At 62.1% G+C, this 17,202-nt stretch carries 15 protein-coding genes and 1 pseudogene; 10 read left to right on the top strand and 6 right to left on the bottom strand.

Annotated elements, in window-relative coordinates; all coding sequences use genetic code 11:
• Window positions 1-189: 189 nt before the first annotated feature.
• The 6 genes and pseudogenes from MESOP_RS35265 to MESOP_RS25115 form a co-directional block, all read left to right on the top strand.
• Window positions 190-315, top strand: a pseudogene (locus tag MESOP_RS35265) (iron ABC transporter permease); the annotation flags it as partial.
• 157 nt (window positions 316-472) lie between these two features.
• Window positions 473-952: a MarR family winged helix-turn-helix transcriptional regulator gene (locus tag MESOP_RS25140; protein ID WP_013896145.1), complete on the top strand. Its 480-nt coding sequence runs from the start codon at window positions 473-475 to the stop codon at window positions 950-952.
• Window positions 949-2,136 carry an HlyD family secretion protein gene (locus MESOP_RS25135; protein ID WP_013896144.1) on the top strand — a complete coding sequence of 396 codons (1,188 nt, stop codon included), beginning with the start codon at window positions 949-951 and terminating at the stop codon, window positions 2,134-2,136. Before MESOP_RS25140 ends, MESOP_RS25135 begins: the two co-directional genes overlap by 4 nt.
• A 306-nt stretch (window positions 2,137-2,442) precedes the next feature.
• The gene (locus MESOP_RS25130) at window positions 2,443-3,978 is read left to right on the top strand and encodes a DHA2 family efflux MFS transporter permease subunit (RefSeq protein ID WP_013896143.1); all 1,536 of its coding nucleotides are present in this window, start codon (window positions 2,443-2,445) and stop codon (window positions 3,976-3,978) included.
• A gap of 565 nt (window positions 3,979-4,543) precedes the next feature.
• Window positions 4,544-4,963, top strand: coding sequence for an ArsR/SmtB family transcription factor (locus MESOP_RS25120; RefSeq protein WP_245264965.1), 420 nt, complete (start codon window positions 4,544-4,546; stop codon window positions 4,961-4,963).
• Between the two features lie 714 nt (window positions 4,964-5,677).
• Window positions 5,678-6,115, top strand: a complete 438-nt coding sequence (locus tag MESOP_RS25115) for a hypothetical protein (RefSeq protein ID WP_013896140.1) — start codon at window positions 5,678-5,680, stop codon at window positions 6,113-6,115.
• A 261-nt stretch (window positions 6,116-6,376) separates the two neighbouring features.
• Here the strand turns inward: MESOP_RS25115 and MESOP_RS25110 are convergent, their stop codons facing one another.
• The 3 genes from MESOP_RS25110 to MESOP_RS25100 form a co-directional block, all read right to left on the bottom strand.
• Entirely contained in the window at window positions 6,377-6,889 is a 513-nt protein-coding gene (locus MESOP_RS25110) for a CAP domain-containing protein (RefSeq protein ID WP_013896139.1), read from the bottom strand.
• Between the two features lie 126 nt (window positions 6,890-7,015).
• Window positions 7,016-7,591, bottom strand: a complete 576-nt coding sequence (locus MESOP_RS25105; protein ID WP_013896138.1) for a DUF308 domain-containing protein — start codon at window positions 7,589-7,591, stop codon at window positions 7,016-7,018.
• Window positions 7,592-7,668: 77 nt separating this feature from the next.
• Window positions 7,669-8,256, bottom strand: a complete 588-nt coding sequence (locus MESOP_RS25100; RefSeq protein WP_013896137.1) for a TetR/AcrR family transcriptional regulator — start codon at window positions 8,254-8,256, stop codon at window positions 7,669-7,671.
• A gap of 197 nt (window positions 8,257-8,453) precedes the next feature.
• On the opposite strand from MESOP_RS25100, the gene MESOP_RS25095 reads away from it, so the two are divergent.
• Window positions 8,454-9,278, top strand: a complete 825-nt coding sequence (locus MESOP_RS25095; RefSeq protein WP_013896136.1) for a DUF2189 domain-containing protein — start codon at window positions 8,454-8,456, stop codon at window positions 9,276-9,278.
• 69 nt (window positions 9,279-9,347) lie between these two features.
• A complete protein-coding gene (locus tag MESOP_RS25090; RefSeq protein WP_150111231.1) occupies window positions 9,348-10,157 on the top strand; it encodes a dienelactone hydrolase family protein in 810 nt (269 codons plus the stop codon).
• Here MESOP_RS25090 and MESOP_RS25085 read toward each other — a convergent pair.
• The 3 genes from MESOP_RS25085 to MESOP_RS25075 all read right to left on the bottom strand — a co-directional run bounded on the left by MESOP_RS25085 (window position 10,154) and on the right by MESOP_RS25075 (window position 15,036).
• The gene (locus tag MESOP_RS25085) at window positions 10,154-10,786 is read right to left on the bottom strand and encodes a LysE family translocator (protein ID WP_013896134.1); all 633 of its coding nucleotides are present in this window, start codon (window positions 10,784-10,786) and stop codon (window positions 10,154-10,156) included. The two genes, MESOP_RS25090 and MESOP_RS25085, sit on opposite strands and share 4 nt — an antisense overlap.
• A gap of 130 nt (window positions 10,787-10,916) precedes the next feature.
• Window positions 10,917-12,902: a TadE/TadG family type IV pilus assembly protein gene (locus tag MESOP_RS25080; protein ID WP_013896133.1), complete on the bottom strand. Its 1,986-nt coding sequence runs from the start codon at window positions 12,900-12,902 to the stop codon at window positions 10,917-10,919.
• Between the two features lie 199 nt (window positions 12,903-13,101).
• A complete protein-coding gene (locus tag MESOP_RS25075; RefSeq protein WP_013896132.1) occupies window positions 13,102-15,036 on the bottom strand; it encodes a TadE/TadG family type IV pilus assembly protein in 1,935 nt (644 codons plus the stop codon).
• A gap of 302 nt (window positions 15,037-15,338) precedes the next feature.
• Between MESOP_RS25075 and MESOP_RS25070 the strand changes: the two genes are divergently transcribed.
• Together MESOP_RS25070 and MESOP_RS25065 are read left to right on the top strand one after the other, a co-directional pair.
• On the top strand, window positions 15,339-16,199 hold the full coding sequence (locus MESOP_RS25070; protein WP_013896131.1) for a TIGR01459 family HAD-type hydrolase: 861 nt from the start codon (window positions 15,339-15,341) through the stop codon (window positions 16,197-16,199).
• Window positions 16,200-16,205: 6 nt separating this feature from the next.
• Complete coding sequence (locus tag MESOP_RS25065; protein ID WP_013896130.1) at window positions 16,206-17,186, top strand: bifunctional riboflavin kinase/FAD synthetase; 981 nt, start codon at window positions 16,206-16,208, stop codon at window positions 17,184-17,186.
• Window positions 17,187-17,202 lie beyond the last annotated feature (16 nt).

Here is a 17,202-nt window from a genome sequence, read left to right as displayed (position 1 = left end):
CACGTAGCATCTTACCCTCCTGTTCGCCGAAACCGGCCAATCCAGCGTCGGGAACGCCTGAATTATACTGCCTTTCTCAAGGGGAGTGACGACGCCCGGATACCGCAATCGGCCAGCCTGGCATGTCCTTTCGACGGAGTACGACGGCGCTTGCTGGGCAGCCGTGCCCGTCAGGATGGCGATTGCACCGGTCCCGCGCCGCTGCTGGCAGGCGAACTCCTGGCCCGGACTTTGCTGCCGCCGCAAGAACTGCCCATCGCAATCATCACCAGTTCGCTCGGCGCCTTCTTCGTCGTCGTCCGAAACCGCCTGTGAAAGCAGCAGGTTCTGGGCCCAGTTCGGCTGTTTCCGGAGGCGCCTCGTTCACCTGGTGCTAACCATGATCGCGTCGCACGACTGCCATGCACATTTGCCGGCTTTCAGCCGCAATGTGGCGCTTGAATAGTAAGCACGCTTATTATATATACCGCTCATGGTTTCAGATGGCTTGGACAGATTGGGATTTTTGATCCACGACGTGCAGCGCTTGATGCGCAAGCGTTTCGAAACGCGCGCCAGCGGCCTTGGCCTGTCCTCGGCGCAATGGCGGCTGATGGTGCGCGTCGCCAAGGAAGCGGGCATCACGCAGGCGCGGCTCGCCGAACTGCTCGAGATCGAGCCGATCAGCGTTTCGCGCCTTGTCGACAGGATGGAGGAGGGCGGCTGGATCGAACGCCGCGCCGACGCCGCCGATCGCCGCGTGCGCATGATTTTCCCGACCGCCAAGGCGAGTGCCGCTTATGCGGAGGTCAAGAGCCTGGCTGGCGAAGTCTATGAAGAATCGCTCGTCGGCGTTTCGCCGGAGGATCGTCGCGTCCTGATCAGGGCGCTCGACGCAATGGCACAGAATCTCGGCGACGGCGATTCGCCGTCCGACGAAAAGGTCAAGAATACAGAAGGCGCAGCAGCATGAATGCCGTAGCGAAGATAGACGAGAACGAGAGCACTCCCAAGGTGGAGATGGAAGCGCCGGCCAAGCCGGCCGCCACGCCCGTCGCGGCGGCCCCGGTGGTGCCGGAGCCGGCCCCGGCGCCAAAGAAGAAGCGCGGCATCGGCCGCTCGCTCTTGATGTTTGCCTTGCCGGCGGCGCTGGCCATCGGCGGCGGCTATGTCTGGGTCACCGGCGGTCGCTACCAGGAGACGGAGAACGCCAACCTGCAGCAGGCCAAGGTGTCGATCGCCTCGGATACGGCTGGCCGCATCGTTAAGGTCGCCATATCCGACAACCAGCTGGTCAAGCAGGGCGATGTGCTGTTTGCCATCGACCCCGAGCCCTACCGCATCGCATTGGCCCAGGCCGACGCGGCGGTCGCGGTCGCCCGCGTCGGTATCGAGCAGTTGCGCGCGGCCTACAGCCAGGCGACGGCGCAGCAAAAGTCGGATGCCAGCGAGGTCGCCTTCGCCCAGTCGCAATACGACCGCGCCGCAGACCTTGCCCAGAAGGGCATCAATGCCAAGTCGTCGCTCGACCAGGCCAAGAACGATCTCGACAAGGCCAGGCAGCAGCTGGCGGTTGCCGAGCAGGGCATCATCAGCGCCAAGGCGGCGCTTGCCGGCAATCCCGACATCGAGACGGACAAGCACCCGACCGTGATGGCGGCGCTCGCCGCGCGCGACAAGGCTGCCTACGACCTGGCGCAAACCACGGTCAGGGCGCCCGCCGATGGCGTCATCAGCCAGGCCTCCTCGTTCAAGGTCGGCCAGTATGTCGGTTCCGGCACGCCGTTGTTTGCGCTGGTCGAGACCGGCGACACCTGGATCGACGCCAATTTCAAGGAAACGCAGCTGACCCACATGAAGCCCGGCCAGAAGGCCGAGATCGTGGTCGACACCTATCCCGGCCGCACCTTCGAGGCGACGGTCAAGGCGATCGGCGCCGGCACCGGGGCAGAGTTTTCGCTGCTTCCGGCGCAGAACGCCACCGGCAACTGGGTCAAGGTCACGCAGCGCATTCCGGTGCGCCTGGAGCTGACGGATCCCGACGCCAAGATGGCGCTGCGCACCGGCATGAGCGCCGCCGTCACCGTCGACACCGGCGTGGCGCGTGGCTGGCCATCGATCTTCGGTCACGCCACGGCCGGCGAGACCGCGCAGTAGAGACAGCGAAGCCCGCGGGGACCAGGCGGGTGGAAGCGAACAGCAGGATTGGTCTGATGGGAGTGGTGGGAAGGATCAGCGTTTGGCCGAACCGCGTCGCGGCTTGCCCGAATTTGAAACCTTCGACACGGACCCGTCGGTCCTCATGTTTCCGGGCGGCAGACATCCGCTCATCAGAGACTTCGGTCGATGTAACCCCCACATCGACAAATCGCGTCCCACCGCGATGAGGGTCTCTCAACGGAAGGCATTGCCGCCCGGAAACCCGTTGTACACGTTTTTGTTACCGGCTGGAAGTTCAACGCCATGAGCACGCCCGAACCTTTCAAGGAAGTGCCGCATCGCGGCCTGATCACGGTCGCGCTGATGCTGGCGACGATCATGCAGGCGCTCGACACCACGATCGCCAACGTCGCGCTGCCGACCATGACCGGCGATCTCGGCGCCTCGCCCGACAACATCAACTGGGTGCTGACCTCCTACATCGTGGCCGCCGCCATCATGACGCCGGTGACCGGCTGGCTCGCCGACCGCTTCGGCCGCAAGGAACTGTTCCTGGGGGCGGTTGTCGGCTTCACCGTGTTTTCGATGCTGTGCGGTATCGCCTGGAGCCTGGAGAGCATAGTGTTCTTCCGTCTGATGCAGGGCGTGTTCGGCGCCGCCATCGTGCCGCTGTCGCAGACCTTCCTGCTCGACATCAATCCCAGGGAACGCCACGGCCAGGCAATGGCCATCTGGGGCGCCGGCATCATGCTGGGGCCGATCCTGGGCCCGACGCTGGGTGGCTGGCTGACCGAGAATTTCAACTGGCGCTGGGTGTTCTTTATCAATTTGCCGGTCGGTATCATCGCCTTCCTGGGCATGGCCGCCTATCTGCCGGCAGTTGCCCGGCGGGTGCGCAGCTTCGATTTCTTCGGCTTTGCCATGCTATCGCTGGGCGTCGGTGCGCTGCAGCTGCTGCTCGATCGCGGCGGCGAGGTCGACTGGTTTTCTTCGGTCGAAATCTGGATCGAGCTTGCTCTTTCGATCACCGGCTTCTGGGTGTTCATCATTCACACGGTGACGGCGGAACGTCCTTTCATCGATCCCAAGATCTTCCTCGACCGCAATTTCGTGACCGGGCTCGCCTTCATCTTCGTGATGGGCGTGCTGATTCTCGCCTCGATGTCGTTGCTGCCGCCAATGCTGTCGACCATCTTCGGCTATCCGACCGTCACCATCGGCATCGTCCTGGGGCCGCGCGGCGTCGGCACGATGATTTCGATGCTCGTCGTCGGGCGGCTCATGAACAGGATCGACGCCAGGATCCTGGTCGTCATCGGCTTTCTCTTGACCGCGCAGTCGCTCTACACCATGTCCTCCTTCACGCCCCAGATGGACAACTGGCTGATCCTCAGCTCCGGCGTCATCCAGGGCCTGGGCATGGGAATGGTGTTCGTGCCGCTGTCGACGGTGGCCTTCGCCACACTTGACGTGCGCTTCCGCACCGATGCCACCGCTTTGTTCAGCCTGGTGCGCAACCTCGGTTCGTCCATCGGCGTGTCGGTGGTGACGGTCTTGATGGTGCGCAACACGCAGGTCAATCACACCGAGCTTTCGGCGTTCATCAACCCGTTCAATCCCAATCTCTGGGCGGTCTCGCCGGCGGCTGCGGGCGGCGATCCGATGGCGCTGTCGGAGGTCGATCGCATGGTCAACCTCCAGGCCATGATGATCTCCTACGTCAACGACTTCAAGATACTGATGATGATGACGCTGCTGGCCATCCCGTTCGTCGTCCTGCTGCGCAAGCCGAAGGCCAGTCCGGCCGCCGGCGGCGCGCCTGCCGCTCACATGGACTAGCGGGCCTTTGATGTCGAAACCTGAGGGGTCGCGATGACACAGGGGAAAAGTAACGAGATCATGGATTGCGACAATGCAGGCGGTATTGTCATCACGCAACGTTCAAAGACCGTATGCGTCGCAGTCGGAGTCAATCGAGGTCACGAGTACGAGGTGAAGGGGCGCTCCCCAAAGGCCGCGCTTGCGCTATGGATCGAAGCTGCCGGATACTTGGGGCGCGGTTCACTCGATTCATTCGATAAGAAGTAGCGCTGTCACGCGGTAGTGGAACGTCATTTGTCGGCAAGTTTCATCTACGGCAGCGTCCCTCACGCTGTCGGTCAAGGTCGCCAAGCCTCGGCCGGGCCCGCATCGCCCCGAGTGGTGTGGGCCACGCTGTGGCCGAAGCCGACCGTACCCATTCGGACGAATTGACTGCCCAAAGCTTCAGCAGCAATTTGCTCCTGTTAGGGCAGATATGCCCCCAACTCCAAGCCTGCCCTGACAGGAGCTCGCTGGTTTCACGGCTGGCGAGCTTTCTGATCATTTGCTTTATTAGAGGCATCTCAGCGATTCGGGGTCACTGTTGATCGGCGGCACGAGCATGGTTTCATACGTCAGACAGCGACTTGCGGAAATCCAAGCCGACCCTGCTCTGCGGCGTCGGCCGGCCAAGCCCCTTAGCTTCCAGAAACAGGCGGTTGTGGTGGCGAAGTTTCTGGCCGCCTTGGCGCACGAGAAGCGCCTCTTGACCTGCATTCATCTGATGGACGGCGAGAGAACGGTGACGGACCTGCTCGCGCGCGTGGGCGGGACCCAGCACTCCCTCTCGCAGCACCTGGGCATGCTTGTTGAAATGGGGATAGTTGAAAGTCGGGCCGAAGGCCGGTGGCGGTACTATTCCTGCAAATCGGAAGCCGCCAAGGATGTCATCAGAGTGCTTGATCTTCTGGCCCGGAACAATGCGCTTCCTGCGCCCCCGTCTGGTGCGCTAGAGCGACCTTGAAGTATCGGACGCGGGCTTTCACTGTCTCACCATAGGCAATCTCGGCACGACATTTGCTTCTCCCACTCCAGCATGGGTCCCAACGGCCCGTGTAGTCCCAGAATCCCAGGGACGCCCGCCGCTGCCGTGAATGGGGCGGCGGGATTTGCGTTTCGGTATTCCTGATGCTTGACGACGGCCGTTTCACCGCCGTCCGCAACTGCAATCTGTCGACCGTTGCGACAAAGGCTATCGAACCTCGGATCGCGAGACCCATATTTCTCTCGCCTGAATTAGGGTGTACTAATGCTTTGTTGGGGAGCAACTTGGGGCTGAGGGATTTATGCAACAAATACGCGCAAAGATTTTCGAGTGGGCGAACAGTCGCGGCATCTCAATCAAACAACGCTCAAAAACGGTATGGACTGCGGCAGGAAGCTATCGAGGCCGCAATTTTGAAGTTAAGGGCCGTTCGGCAACAATCGCGCTCGCACTGTGGATAGAGGGCTCTCGGTACAAAGGGCCACGGGCTTGAGGCCCTTCTTCGCAGCGATGCGGTAGATCCCATGTTCCATATGTTGTTAACGATCGATTTGGCTCGCCGCCGAGCCGGCAATCCAGTCAGCCTGAGCTGACTGTTGCTCAGCTTCGGAGACAACAGTTGACAGTTTTCGAACTTGAGCGCCGAGTCTCCCGCGCGAATTATCGCACGACTGCTCAAAGGGAGGACCGTACATGGAACACCTTAATCGCAGATCAGCCCTTAAATTTGGTCTCGCTGCGACCGCCGCGACCCCCGTATTTTCATTAGCAGCGCCGGCGGAGGCGGCAGCTCCCAGCTATAGCGTCACTGATGGTATGGACATGGGACACGGACGACGGATGGTGGAAGTCGGGGAGCAGGAGTCACAGATCAGTGCTTACAAGAGCATCAAGATAATCGATGTGATCTATCAACCCGGAGCTTCCGATCCGGACGACCAGCCTATGATGGACATGGACATGATCTGCCACATCATTGCCGGTGAGTTCAAAATCGAGAAGAAAGGTATTCCGGCCTATACCGTCAAAGACGGCGGCCTCTACAGCTGCGGCAAGGGAAAGTCGGATAAAGCCACCAACATCAGCAACGTGGTTGGCATCCATCGAATTGCACTCTTGATCCCAGCTTAAGATCTGCGACGACGCATTCGCCACGGTGGCGACTTTGTCGCCGAGCCGTCCGTGTGGCGGTGGCAAGCTGCCACACGGCAGGCGTTATGGGTGTGCAAGATGAGGAAGCGATTGCTGGAACGTAACGCAGTCGGGATTAAGCGGGATAGAGATCGATGAGGAAGTTGACAGCCTCTACCGCGCCCTCCTGGAAGCCAGTGATGTCGTTCCGGCATGGAGCGCGCTAACACGACGTAAGGAAAGTAGGATAGCCGGGAAGCTCTACCTGCCCAGAACCAGCGCCCAATAGCGCAGGTTAGGGTCACGCCCGTCGCGGACATAGGCGAGCCCGAAGCGGCTGAAATCCGGATCGAGTATGTTGCGCCGGTGGCCCTGCGAATGCATCCAGATGTCGAACAGTTTTTGCTGGTCGAAGCGGCCTTCGGCGATGTTCTCGGCCGCGGCCCCCCGTACTCCGTTGTCCTTCATGCGCGAGGCAAAATCCTTGCCCCAGCCCGTGGTGTGGCTCATGCGCTCACGCGACGCCATATAGCCTGCCTGCTGCAGCGCCGCCTGCTCGAGCTGGGTGTCGGGCACGAGCGGCCCGAGCCCAGCGGTGGCGCGCAGGCTTGTCAGCGTGCCGGTCGCGGAGGACGAGACTCCGGCGCCTTGCCCGGTCGGCAGCGAAACGGTGCCGCAGGCGGCAAGGCCGGCCAGGGCCGCGAGACCGATCAGAAGGGCACGCCTGCTTCGGCGCGTTTCGACGGCGGAATGGGAACGAGCAGCAGTGGTCATTCCTGCCTGAATAGTCGAAATCGTGGCTTTTGACGGGCAAGCGGCGAAAATTTCGTGCCGCCGCCCTTTGCGCCAATCGGTTTCCTGCCAGTCCTTAAGGACAACGAGGCGGCCTGGGACGGCAGCTTATGCAGCCTTCCGCCGCGATTGGCTCACGCTCAGCCACGCCGCCGAAACCAGGAAGTAGAAGGCGCCTACCGCGGCATAGCCGGCCACGTTGGTGATGGAGGGCGGCATCGGCATCCGCGCCTGGATGATGAAAAAGGTGCCCGCCAGCGCTGATTGCCCTCCGCTCAGTATCATCGCCCACTGCGCGCCAAAACGCTTCCAACGACGGACGGCGGTGCCGAGCTGAAGCAGGCCGGACAGGATCGCCCATACGCCGAACACGCCGAGCACCCAATTCATGCTCATCGTCAGCGCGAGAACCACCGCGAGCGCTGTCGCCAGGCTGGCCAGGACGTTGATGGCCTGCGTGCGATTGCGTCCCAATCCTCCACTGCGCGATGCGTCGACAAAATTGGCCAGCGCATCCCATGCGGGATAAGCCACGAGTAAAACCGCCGCGATCGCCCAGGAATGCTGTCCCGCCGTGAAGGCAGCCGCCACCCACGCAGCCGAAAATACCGTCCGGGCGAAGTAGTAGAGTTTGAGCCATTGTTCCTCGCTGGCCCGGGAAAGATCGCCACTGTGAACCGTCATCGGATTGTCCTTTCAACTAGTAGGTAGGGTTTTGCGGCGAGCGTCGCGGAGCAATTTGCGTTGTGATCGTTTGAGACCTAGGACCGTAAGGAAGCGATACGCTCCAGGAGCGGGCCCGTCACGGCGCCGAATACCTTCGGATCGCCATAGGCCCGCGCCGAAAGCATCGCACCGTGAACCGTCGCCATGAATGCTTCGGCCTCTGCGCGAGGGGTGGTCATCAGGTGCAGCTGGCCGTGCCGCGCCCCGCGCTCCAGCACCGATGCCAGCCACGCCGACAGGGAGCGGAAATGGGCGCGGACCTCCAGGCCAACTTCCCCGGGCAGGACCGGGAGTTGGCCTGCCAGCAGCGCGCAGACGCAGAATGGAGCGCTGGCGTCCGCGATACAGGCTTCCCAGTACCCAACGTAGAGTCGAAGCTGTTCGAGCGGGTCGGATACCTGCAGTTCGAGATTAGCCATCCCCGCTTCGGCTTCTTCCCGATACCGCGCAACCAGCGTGCGGACCAAGTCGACCTTGCTTGGGAAATGGTGATGGATGCTCGCCTTGCGAATCCCGACGACATCGGCGATGTCGGCATAACTGAAACCGTTGTAGCCGCCAGCGACGATCAGGGAACGCGCGCAAGCCAGGATGTCGTCGGAGGTCGTAGACAGGTTGCTCATGGCCTTACCTACCTTCTGATAGGATGGTCGTCAAGTGGACTAGCCTGGGTGATGGAGAGCACAATCTTGTGATGCTGTATCCAAGACCATCGATTTGGCGACAAGACCTGGCAAATCGGCTATGCTGCCACATCTACTAGTGGCAGCTGCGGGCGGCCTCACGGCGGTGACCGCCCCCGATTAACGGAGGGAAGGTTATGGCCAACTTTCATGTCATGGCGGACGCGCGTGGAATGCATGTGCAGCCCGCGGTGCGCCACATCACCACCTCGGATCTCTGGGACGCGTTGCGGCTCGGCGCTGAGGATTTCTGGGCAAAACCGTCCCACTATGTGTTCCTGTGCCTGATCTACCCGATCGTCGGCCTGATCCTCACCCAGTGGTCGTCGGGCTCCAATGCCATCCAGCTCGTCTATCCCTTGATGTCGGGCTTTGCATTGGTCGGCCCGTTCGCCGCCATCGGCCTTTACGAGATCAGCCGCCGGCGCGAACTCGGCATGAACACCAACTGGCGGCATGCCCTCGATGTCCGCCACTCCTCGGCACTGCCATCGATTGCGGTCATCGGCATCATGCTGTTCGCGCTGTTCCTGCTGTGGCTGTTCACGGCGCAGTCGATCTACACCAGCCAGTTCGGCGACCAGCCGCCGGCCTCCGTCGGCGCCTTCCTGCGCGACGTGCTGACGACCAGCAAGGGTTGGATGTTGATCCTCGCCGGCAATGCCGCGGGCTTCGTCTTCGCAGTGGTCGTGCTGGCCACCACGGTGATCGCCTTCCCGCTGTTGCTCGACCGCGATGTCGGCGCCGTTTCGGCAATCGAGACCTCGGCCCGCGCGGTCATGGCAAATCCGCTGCAAATGGCGCTGTGGGGCCTGATGGTCGCCGTGCTCCTCGTGATCGGCTCGATCCCGCTCTTTGCCGGCCTGGCCGTGGTCATGCCGATCCTTGGCCATGCCACCTGGCACCTCTACCGCAAGGTGATAGAGCCGGAGCGGACGCAGCAGATAAGGCGGCCGATGTAGGCAAGCCGGCGCCATCGCATGCAACGGCCGGGACCGCTTGGGAAGCTTTTCCGGCCGGTCTGCCTTGGCATGGCCGGCTATCTCGCTTGCGCGCCCGCGAACGCCGAGGAAGCGGTTCGATTTCAAAGCGCGGCGGTCGCGCCGACGCCACTTCAGATGCGCAATGCGCAACAAAACGGGCAAGCGCTCAAAGCTGTTCCAGGCACGCCATTGAATGGCTCTCTGACGCGGCCGCCGGGCGAGGGGCCGTTCCCGGCTGTCGTGGTTCTTCACGGGTGTACGGGTCTATCCCCGGATGTAAAGAAAACCTGGTCAGAGCGGCTGTCTTCCTGGGGGTACGTCTCCCTCTTTGTCGACAGCTTCAGCACCCGCGGCATTCGCGAGACGTGTGAAGGCAAGCCGCTTGCCGATCGCGTCTATGACGCCTACGGCGCCTTGGAGTTCCTGTCGAAATACAGTTTTGTCGATCCGCGGCGCATAGCGTTGGCGGGGTCCTCCGCTGGCGGAACCACAACGCTCGAGGCCGTGCAATCCGGTGGCGCCGAGCATCTTATGGAGCGCAAGTTCAAGGCGGCGATTGCCTACTATCCGAATTGTTCGGCAACGAATGGCGACATGGCGGTCCCGACCTTGATCCTGATCGGCGAGCTCGACGACTGGACACCCGCCAAAAAACGCCTGGGGATGATGGCCCGTCGCAATGGCAAGGGAAGCGCGGTGCAGCTCGACGTCTTCAAGGGCGCCCGTCACGCATTTGCCTCGCCCGGATCGAAGACTGGCGGCGAGGACTATGGTCACCGGGTGGAGTACAATGCGGCTGCCGCCGAGCAATCGATAACCGACGTACGCGTCTTTCTGAAAGAAGCGTTCGGCGGCTAGCGCTGCGCGTCGGTCGCCATCTTCAGGGCCAGCGCCGTCAGCACCGTTCCCATCATCCAACGCTGGATGACCAGCCACAATGGCCGGCCGGCAAGGAAGGCTGCAATCGAGCCGGCCGTCACGGCGATGATGGCATTGACGCTCAGGCTGATCGATATCTGCGTCGCGCCGAGCACCAGAAGTTGCGACAGCACATGGCCCTTGCCGGGACTGATGAATTGCGGCAGCAGCGACAGATAGAGCACGGCCACCTTGGGATTGAGGAGATTGGTCATCAGTCCCATGGCGAACAGCTTGCGCGGCCTGTCTTTCGGCAAATCGCGCACCTGGAACGGCGAGTGTCCGCCAGGCTTCACCGCCTGCCAGGCCAGCCACAAGAGGTAGAGCACGCCGGCAAAGCGCAGCGCATCATAGGCGAAGGGCACGGCGAGCAGTAGCGCGGTGATGCCGAACGCAGCCGACACCACATAGAACAGGAAGCCGACCGCAACCCCGCCAAGCGAGATCAGCCCGGCCTTCGGCCCTTGCGACAGCGAGCGCGAGATCAGGTAGATCATGTTCGGGCCCGGCGTCAGCACCATGCCGAGGCAGACCAGCGCGAAGGCGATATGATTGGCGGTGTCGGGCATTGTTCGTCCCCAAGGCTCGTCGCAGCGTGTCGCGATGGATGCGGGCGATCTCGCGAGCGCGCAATATGTGCCCGTCGCGGCGGGCGCCCGCAAGGGCTTGGCGGCGCCACGCGTTGCGCCAGGGGAAGCTTTAACCGACCACCCGCAGGTTCGACAGTTCGTTGCCGATTTCCTTGAAATCGTTCGACAGGCTGGCCCCGGTCGCATTCCAGAACAGCTTCGCCGGCTTGCTCGGATCGGTCGGATCCTTTCGGAAGCGCGACTCCGACGAGCAGGATTTCAGCGCATCGATCGCCAGCTTGTCGCTGGCCTTGGTCGTCGACAGGTCGAGCGCCACCGTCATCACCATGATGTTGGCCGCCTTGGCGTTGTTGCAAAGCGTCGCCATCTGCTCGTTGAGGGCGTTCGTGTAGTTGCCGTTCGAATAGTCGAACTGACCGATGGCGGTCGATGTGCCCATGAACATCCGCCCGACCGAGGTGCCGTTGTAACCGGGGTTGAGATAGCCGTAGGACGCATAAGTCGATTTCGAGTCGGCGGGATCTGAATAACTCAGCGAGGACGGCGTATAGTAGGTGTTGGCGCCGTCGGTCAAAACGATCACCACCTTGTCGTTGCCCTTTTCCGTCTCCAGGCGCCCTTGCGTGAACGGCTCGCCGCTCGAAACCACCCGCCAGCCCCACGCCATGCCTTCGGGAACATTGGTGCCGCCATTCGGCTGCATCAGGTCGATCGCGGCCTTGATCGCGGTGGCTCCATCGGTGACGCTGACATCGGTCAAAGGCGTGATCGCATTGGTGGTGCAGCTGTAGTTCGGGCCGTTGCCGGTGGGCAACGCCGGCGCATTGATCGGCCGCGGCTGGAAATACTTCGCCATGTTGCGCAGCCGTGATTGGCCGCTGGTGCTTGAAGGATCGTCATTCCACCAGCTGTTCACCGCGCCATAGGTCACCGGGGCGGCCTCGTCGGGATCCTGGGTGAGCTTCCAGTGATTGCCGGGTTCGTCCGGGGCGAACATCGGCACGAACATCGTTGCCGGATCGCCGACGCCGATGCCAGTGTTGGCCGAGCCGCCGGACGGCGGGGCGTCGTTGACATTATAGGGGTAGGGCCGGGCTTCGACGCAGCCCTGCCAACTGGCGAACGGGCCATAGGTATCGACGTAGTCGTACTCGTTGTGGCTGCGTTTGCAGGTGTTGTTCGAATAATATTCGTCGCACACCACGCGCTTGCTGTTGACGACACGCTCGTGGTTGGTGACCACCTGCATGTCGCGGTAGAGCGAAAACCGGGTCAGCATCTGGCCTTCCTCGCTGCCCCAGCCGGTGCCGCGCTTGTACCAGATGCCGTTGGTCTTCTGGGCGTATTTGTCGGCGGCGTTCAGCGTCGACCAGTCGAAATTCTCGTTCGACACCGGGGACAGGCCCTCGGTGTCCATCCACGATGCGTTGCCGTTGCCAGACCCCACATTCACCGAGGCAGCGAACGGCACGAGGCCGAATTGCACCGGTCTGTCGACCTGCTTGATCATGACCGCCTGCTGGGCAAGCGTGTCGACCAGCTGCTTGGACGCGGTCTTGAGAAGGTCGATGCGTTTTTGGCCCGAGCCGGTGCCGAGCGTGGTCATCGATCCGGAATTGTCGAGCACCAGGGCAACTTCCAGAGTGTTCTTCAGCCGCACCTGGGAGGTGACGTCGAAGCTGATGCTCTGGTTCGCATCGGTTGCGGATTTGCCGACGAGCTGGGCGAAGGCAGGATAGAAATAGGGCTTGTAGTTCAGCCGGGCGGTCATCTTAAGCAAGCCGCCGCCTGCGGTGTTGCTGGGCAAGGTGAGATTGAGCGTTGCGTTGGCGGGATTGAGATCGTTCAGGTTGGCGTTGAAGAAATCGAGCGCATAGGCTCTCAACTGGTCGTCGGTCGCGCCTTCCGTCAGCCGGCGCGCCGTGGCGAAATTGGCGGCGTCGAGCGCGTTCGTCACCATCTGCTTTTCGCGGTTCATTTCCGTGAAGTCGATCGCGAGCGCCAGCCCGCCCATCAGCGGTATCATCGCCACGGCTGTCATGAGAGCATAGTTGCCGCGCCTGTCGCGGCGGAACTGACGCCAGATTTCATGCATGTCTTGCAGCGGCCCCCGCCGGCGGATTCTCGATTGGCGCCAGCTTTTCACAAAACGCTGAAGGACGGGTTTGGGAAACCGCTCTATTGCTTGGTTGGCACTTCACCAACCGCTAACCAATCCAGAGCCTGCGGCCTCGATCCCGTCCAAAAGCAAAACGCCCTGCCGGGGCAGGGCGTTCATAAGGGGAACCTGCCGATCAGCTGACGATGCGCAGGTTGGACAGCTCGTTGCCGATCGCCTTGAAATCGTTGGACAGCGTTGCCCCGGTCGAATTCCAGAACAATTTCATCGGCTTGCTGGGGTCCGTCGGGTCCTTGCTGAAGCGGGAATCCGAAGAGCAGGCCTTCAGCGCATCCATCTGCGTTTTTTCCGCGGTATTGGTGGCATCCAGGTCGAGCGCGATGGTCATGACCATGACGTTGGCGGCCTTTGCGTTGTTGCAGAGCGTGGTGAAATGCTCATTCATCGCCTTCGTGTAGTTGGCGTTGGAGTAGTCGCTCTTGATGACGCTGCTGCTGGTCCCCAGGAACATGCGGCCATAGCTGTAGCCATTGCTGTACGGCGTCACATATCCCAGCGCGGAATAGATCGCCTTGTTGCCGGCGAGGTCGTTGGCGCCATAATTGTAGTTGGTGCCGGAATAGGTCTGCGCAATCACTGAATCCGGCGTGTAGTAGGTGTTGGCGCCGTCGGTCAGAACGATCAGCACCTTGTCATTGCCTCTTTCGGTCTCGGGTCGGCCCTCGGTGAAGGGAGCCGTGCTGGAAAGCGTCCTCCAGCCCCAGGCCATGCCTTCCGGCACATTGGTGGCGCCGTCCGCGGCCATGGCATCGATGGCTGTCTTGACCGCGCTCGCGCCGGCTGTCGTGGAGACATCGGTCAACGGTTTGATCGGCGTGGTGCTGCAGCTCGTGTTCGGGCCGGCGTCCATGCCGTAGCTGGGTGTAACCGTGGTGGAGCCCGGATCGGCGAAATACTTCGGCATGAAGCGCTGGCGTATGGCGCTGCTGCTGTTCGACGTGACGTCGGTACGCCAATTGTTGTTGGCGGGGCGGCTATTGCTGTCGGTGAGGTCGGTTTCATCGGGCGCAAACATCGGCACGAAAAGCGTTGCCGGTGTTCCGGTCGCTGCGGGAGTGTCATTGATATTATACGGATAGGGCCGGGATTCGACACACCCTCCCCAAGACGCGACACTGCCATATGTTGCCGGTGTCGTCGTCGTCGTGCAGCCCCTCCAGGTACATGTCGTGCTCGTGGAACTCGCCGTCACGACGCGCTTCATCTGGTTGTAGATGGAGAAGCGGGTCAGCGGCAGGTCTTTCTGGGTAGCGTCCCATCCAGTGCCCTTGGCGTACCAGACGCCGGCGATGTTCTGGGCATATTTGGTGGACGAGTAGGACGAACTCATGCTCGTCCAGTCGAAATTCTCATGATGGATCGGCGAGATGCCGGTGGTGTCCATCCATGCCGCAGAGGCATTGCCCGGATCGACATTCACCGAGGCGGCGAAGGGGACGAGGCTGAATTGAACCGGCTTGCTGACCTGCTTCATCAACTGGGCCTGGCCGGCCAATTGGTCGACCAACTGCTTGGCGGCGTCCTTGAGCAGGTCGAACCGGACCTTGTTGGAACCCTTGCCGAGTTCCTTCATCGAGCCGGAATTGTCGAGCACCAGCGACACTTCCAGCGTGTTCTTCAGGCGCACTTCCGAACATGTGTTGAAGGCCATCGTGGTGGCGTTGCCGCTGGTGCCGCCCGCCAATATCTTCGCTGTCGGCAGGAAGTAGGGCTTGTAGGTCAGCGTGCCGCATAGCTTCAGTGTTCCGCCGCCGGTGTTGTTGTTGGGCAGCGTCACGGCCAGCGTGGTGTTGGCCGGATCGATATGCGCGAGATTGGCCTCGAAGAAATTCTTGGCATAGGCTATGGCTTCGGCGTCGGTGGCGCCGGCAACGATCTGCTGGGCGGTGGCGATGCCCGCGGCATCCAGTGCGTTCAGGGCGTTTTGCCGCTCGCGCACCATTTCCGTATAGTCGATGCCGATCGCCAGGGCACCCATGAGCGGCACCATGGCAAGGACGGTCATCAGCGCATAATTGCCGCGCCGATCGTTTGCAAATTTCCGGATCATGCCTTTATCCACCCCCCGCCAAATCAAATTGGTGGTGACTGTGTCATAAATCGTTAAATTTCAGGTTGCCGGAATATATCCAAGGTCGAGCCTCGCTTTCAAAGCTCGTTAACCAAACCATCTGGTGATGGTTTCCGCCGCCGAATGGAGCACCCATCGGCGGACTGCCGGCCCTCTGCGCGATCTCCATGCGACACCCGGGCGAAAGCTGGTGACAGCATGGGCCGGTTCGGATAATTCGGACCGGTCGCGGCGAACCGTCGGCCGCGGCGCTCGCAACGGATCATATTGAAGGGAACGACATGGCGGATTCGCCTGAAATCGTCGGCTCGCTCGAAGATGTGTCGAAAGCCTATTCGGCAATTCTTTGCGATGTCTGGGGCGTGGTGCACAATGGCGAATGGCATTTTCCGGCAGCTGCGGCCGCGTTGGCGGCGGCAAGGGCGGCTGGTATTCCCGTTGTCCTCATCACCAATTCGCCTCGCCGCAGCGCCGATGTCGTGGCTCAAATGAGCGCGATCGGCGTTCCGCCGTCAGCCTATGACCGTGTGGTGACCTCGGGCGACGTGACCCGCGACCTGATCGCGGAAGGTCCACGCAAAGTCTTCCACATTGGCGCCGACCGCGATCTGAACCTCTATGACGGCCTCGATGTCGAGCTCGTCGAGGAATTCGAGGCCACCGGCGTCGTTTGCACCGGGCTGTTCGACGATGAGGTCGAAAAGCCCGAGGACTATGCCGAACTGCTGCGCCGTTTGCGTGCCAGGAACCTGCCGTTCATCTGCGCCAACCCCGATATCATGGTGGAGCGTGGCGAACGGATCATCTGGTGCGCCGGCGCCTTGGCGCGCGAGTATGCGCAGCTCGGCGGCCGCACACTGATCGCCGGCAAACCCTACGCGCCGATCTACGTGGTCGCGATGAAGGAAGCGGCCGAGGCTCTTGGCCGACCGCTCGAGCGTTCGCAGGTATTGGCCATCGGCGACGGCATGATGACCGATGTGAAGGGCGCGGCCGACAATGGTTTCGACGTTCTCTATGTCTCCGGCGGCATTCACGCCCGCGACTATGGCGATGCCTTGCAGCCGGATCCGGCAAGGCTCGGCCTCTTCCTGGAACGGCACGGCTATCGCCCGGTGGCCGTCATAGCCAGACTGCGGTAGGTGGCAATGGAAGCCTTTCAGCACCTCTCGGCGACCATGCCGCTGCCCGCCGAACTGAGGGGGGGCGTTGTCGCGATCGGCAATTTCGACGGCGTCCACCGTGGCCATCAGGCGGTGCTCGAACGGGCGTTGGCCGAAGCCGTGCGGCGCGGCGTGCCGGCCCTGGTGCTGACCTTCGAGCCGCATCCGCGAACGATCTTCAGGCCCGACATGCCGTTGTTCGTGCTGACGCCGCCGCCGATGAAGGCGCGGCTCCTGTCCTTGCTGGGCTTTGCCGCGTTGGTCGAGCAGCCGTTCACGCGCGACTTCGCCTCGCTGTCGGCGGAAGCGTTCGTCACCGACGTGCTGGAAAGGACGCTCGGCATCACGCATGCCGTGACCGGTTTCGATTTCCATTTCGGCAAGGGCCGCCAGGGCGGTCCGGCCTATCTCATGGCGGCCGGCGAGCGCCATGGCTTCGGCGTCACGCTTGTCGACGCCTTCCGGGACGAGGGCGCCGAGGTGGTCTCGTCGAGCCGCATCCGCGCTTTGCTCTGCGATGGCGAGGTAGCCGAGGCCGCCGGCCTGCTCGGCTACCGCTTCACGGTGGAAAGCGAGGTCGTCGGTGGCCAGCAGCTCGGGCGAACGCTCGGTTTTCCGACGGCGAACATGCGGCTTCCCGCGGAAGCCGCCCTCAGGCAAGGGATCTATGCCGTCCGCTTTCGGCGCGCCGACGGCACGCTGCACGACGGCGTCGCCAGTTTCGGCCGCCGTCCGACAGTCGACGACAATGGCGCACCGCTGCTGGAAACCTTCGTCTTCGATTTCTCAGGCGACCTTTATGGCGAGATTTGCCAGGTGTCGTTCTTCGGCTTCCTGCGCAGCGAGATAAAATTCGACGGGCTCGATGCGCTGGTCGTGCAGATGAAGCGCGATGAAGCCGAGGCAAAGGCGCTGCTGGCCGGCGTCGAACCGCTTTCGGAGCTGGACAGCGCGATCGCTTTCTGACGGTCCTTGGCTGAAA

This window comes from Mesorhizobium opportunistum WSM2075 (assembly GCF_000176035.2).
GTDB classification, from domain to species: Bacteria; Pseudomonadota; Alphaproteobacteria; order Rhizobiales; family Rhizobiaceae; genus Mesorhizobium; species Mesorhizobium opportunistum.
The sequence above is the reverse complement of the archived record's forward strand: the minus strand, read 5'-3'. Positions and strand labels throughout refer to the sequence as shown.

Coding starts and splice junctions, on each gene's coding strand:
- MESOP_RS25105 (WP_013896138.1), bottom strand. CDS start 7,591: ATGACGGTTCACAGTGGCGATCTTTCCCGGGCCAGCGAGGAACAATGG.
- MESOP_RS25135 (WP_013896144.1), top strand. CDS start 949: ATGAATGCCGTAGCGAAGATAGACGAGAACGAGAGCACTCCCAAGGTG.
- MESOP_RS25065 (WP_013896130.1), top strand. CDS start 16,206: ATGGAAGCCTTTCAGCACCTCTCGGCGACCATGCCGCTGCCCGCCGAA.
- MESOP_RS25095 (WP_013896136.1), top strand. CDS start 8,454: ATGGCCAACTTTCATGTCATGGCGGACGCGCGTGGAATGCATGTGCAG.
- MESOP_RS25090 (WP_150111231.1), top strand. CDS start 9,348: ATGGCCGGCTATCTCGCTTGCGCGCCCGCGAACGCCGAGGAAGCGGTT.
- MESOP_RS25070 (WP_013896131.1), top strand. CDS start 15,339: ATGGCGGATTCGCCTGAAATCGTCGGCTCGCTCGAAGATGTGTCGAAA.
- MESOP_RS25110 (WP_013896139.1), bottom strand. CDS start 6,889: ATGACCACTGCTGCTCGTTCCCATTCCGCCGTCGAAACGCGCCGAAGC.
- MESOP_RS25085 (WP_013896134.1), bottom strand. CDS start 10,786: ATGCCCGACACCGCCAATCATATCGCCTTCGCGCTGGTCTGCCTCGGC.
- MESOP_RS25075 (WP_013896132.1), bottom strand. CDS start 15,036: ATGATCCGGAAATTTGCAAACGATCGGCGCGGCAATTATGCGCTGATG.
- MESOP_RS25080 (WP_013896133.1), bottom strand. CDS start 12,902: ATGCATGAAATCTGGCGTCAGTTCCGCCGCGACAGGCGCGGCAACTAT.
- MESOP_RS25115 (WP_013896140.1), top strand. CDS start 5,678: ATGGAACACCTTAATCGCAGATCAGCCCTTAAATTTGGTCTCGCTGCG.
- MESOP_RS25140 (WP_013896145.1), top strand. CDS start 473: ATGGTTTCAGATGGCTTGGACAGATTGGGATTTTTGATCCACGACGTG.
- MESOP_RS25130 (WP_013896143.1), top strand. CDS start 2,443: ATGAGCACGCCCGAACCTTTCAAGGAAGTGCCGCATCGCGGCCTGATC.
- MESOP_RS25100 (WP_013896137.1), bottom strand. CDS start 8,256: ATGAGCAACCTGTCTACGACCTCCGACGACATCCTGGCTTGCGCGCGT.